This window comes from Actinomadura napierensis (assembly GCF_039529375.1).
Lineage (GTDB): Bacteria > Actinomycetota > Actinomycetes > Streptosporangiales > Streptosporangiaceae > Spirillospora > Spirillospora napierensis.
Genome location: NZ_BAAAMR010000344.1, coordinates 1 through 626, shown reverse-complemented (window position 1 = coordinate 626; position 626 = coordinate 1). Strand labels below are relative to the sequence as shown.

Sequence of the window (626 nt, the reverse complement as noted above, 5' to 3'; positions counted from 1 at the left end):
CATTAACTCAATTAGGCCACTAATCGCGCTCAATAATTTGGCTGAAAGCTCATCTTTTTCTTCTGAGCTAAATATATTTTGATGGTATTGATTCAGCATGCTCATATGAAAATGCATGCCACTACCAGCCTTTGCCAAGTTTGGTTTCGCCATGAAACAAGCGGTTAAGTCATGCTTTCTTGCGACTTGTTTTACAATTCTTTTTAAAGCATTAATTTGATCGCAGAGTTTTAAAATGTCATGGCTGTGTTGAAGATTTAATTCGTATTGTCCAGGGGATGATTCCGCAACAATTGCGGTAATTTCAATTGATTGTAGTAAGGCTGCTTTTTCAACTTCATCTAGGACTTGTTGATAGTTATTTGGCGCATCTATATCAAAACATTGGTTTTCTGAACATGTCTCGAATTGATGCTGAGGTGAGAAAAGGTAAAACTCTAGCTCGGCAGCCATGACAGGGAAATAATTATTAGCATGTAACTGATTTAATAATTTTTTTAATATATTACGTGGTTCATAGCGACAGTCTGAACCATCTTCTTCTTGCATGGATAGGTAAAGCTGAGCATTTAATTCTGGGGATAAGGCACTGGGTTGCAAGCTGTCTAAAATGGGCAGGCAAAGTC

Annotated in this window: 1 pseudogene; it reads right to left on the bottom strand. The window is 37.5% G+C overall.

Going from position 1 to position 626, the window contains the following annotated elements:
• Positions 1–600: pseudogene (locus tag ABD296_RS49835) on the bottom strand (hypothetical protein); the annotation flags it as partial.
• Between the last annotated feature and the right edge of the window lie 26 nt (positions 601–626).